Here is a 1,212-nt window from a genome sequence, read left to right as displayed (position 1 = left end):
GGCGGTTTCCTTGAGGGAAGCGGCGAGAGCCCGGAAGGCGCTCACCTGAGCGGCGAGCAGCTGGCGATGCTCATCGCGGCCGAGGAAAATCTTGAACATCGCGCTACCTGCCTGGTTAAAGAAGAGAATCGACGCGGTATCCATGCCCATAAATTTACGTTCAATCAGCGCAATATGGCGGCAGTTTTCCGCTTTGATATGGCCCGTCATGCCCTTTTTGCCGCGCAGATTGAAATAGCCGTGGCGGTGGAATCCGGAAGGCAGTTCGCCGGTAAACTCGAGGATGACGTCGGCGGTATGGACCAGCGTGGTGACCTTGCCCCATTCGCTGACGGTTTCCCAGACGGCGTCAAAGCTCTCACCCGACACGAGGGTCGGAGAGGGGAGGTTTTGCACCACCTCCAGAAGGGAGGTTTGGTAGCGATCGGCGATCGCTTCCAGGGTGCCGTCCGGCTCGGTTAGCAAAAATTCCGCTAAAGAAACATGGCTCATAAATCACTCCTGTTAGGGTTGCTCTACCGCAATGCGCGGCGCGTTAAGGTGTTGAATCAGCTCATCAAGAGACTGCAAAATATTGCTCGCCCAGAAGCGGCCTTCATTGGTCAACCGCAGGCAGGTTGAGGCGTCGCGGGTGAGCCCCGCCTGATGCCACTGGGCCAGCAGCGGGGCCAGCTCCCCGGCGCGCGGCGTCAGCTCGTCCAGCGGCACGCGGGCGGTTTCCACCCCCGCCTGGAGCGTATGCCGCCACTGAAAGCCGCGCTCGGCGGCGCGCATCATCATCATCAGCGGCTTTTTCCCGTCGGCGATCGCTTCGTGCCAGGCCGCCAGGTTACGCTCGACCATCCACGAATAGCCGTTGACCGAGCCGCCCGCGCCGGAACCCAGCGCCAGGCAGTCGGCTCCTTGTTTAATCAGCAGGTTGTAGAGGTTGCGTTCGCGGGTCGTGCGGGCCCAGTGGCTGTTGCTGATACAGCGCCAGCCCGCATCCTCCATGAAATCGCAGCCCTGAAGATAGAGATCGCGCCGCTCTGCCGGAGTGGGGACGGCGGTGCGTCCGTTTTCCACGGCTTTACCCAGCGGCGTGTTGGGCAGCAGGTTAAGGGCGTAGAGATCGACGCCGTCGAGCCCGATATCGCGGGCGATGCTGAGATCTTCCCCCCACAGCTTTGCGTCCTGACCGGGGAGGCCGAATAGCAGATCGCACACCACGGC

Annotated in this window: 1 protein-coding gene and 1 pseudogene; both read right to left on the bottom strand. The window is 61.7% G+C overall.

Annotation, left to right across the window (positions count from 1 at the left end):
- Positions 1 to 492, bottom strand: a 492-nt coding sequence (gene hutX / locus PFH44_RS27805) for a heme utilization cystosolic carrier protein HutX (protein WP_283826867.1), incomplete at its 3' end; no start/stop codon positions are given.
- A gap of 12 nt (positions 493 to 504) precedes the next feature.
- Positions 505 to 1,212: pseudogene (locus PFH44_RS27800) on the bottom strand (heme anaerobic degradation radical SAM methyltransferase ChuW/HutW); the annotation flags it as partial.

The organism is Klebsiella sp. Ech2A (genome assembly GCF_030078455.1).
Taxonomy (GTDB): Bacteria; Pseudomonadota; Gammaproteobacteria; order Enterobacterales; family Enterobacteriaceae; genus Klebsiella; species Klebsiella terrigena.
This window is presented reverse-complemented; position numbering and strand designations above follow the sequence as displayed.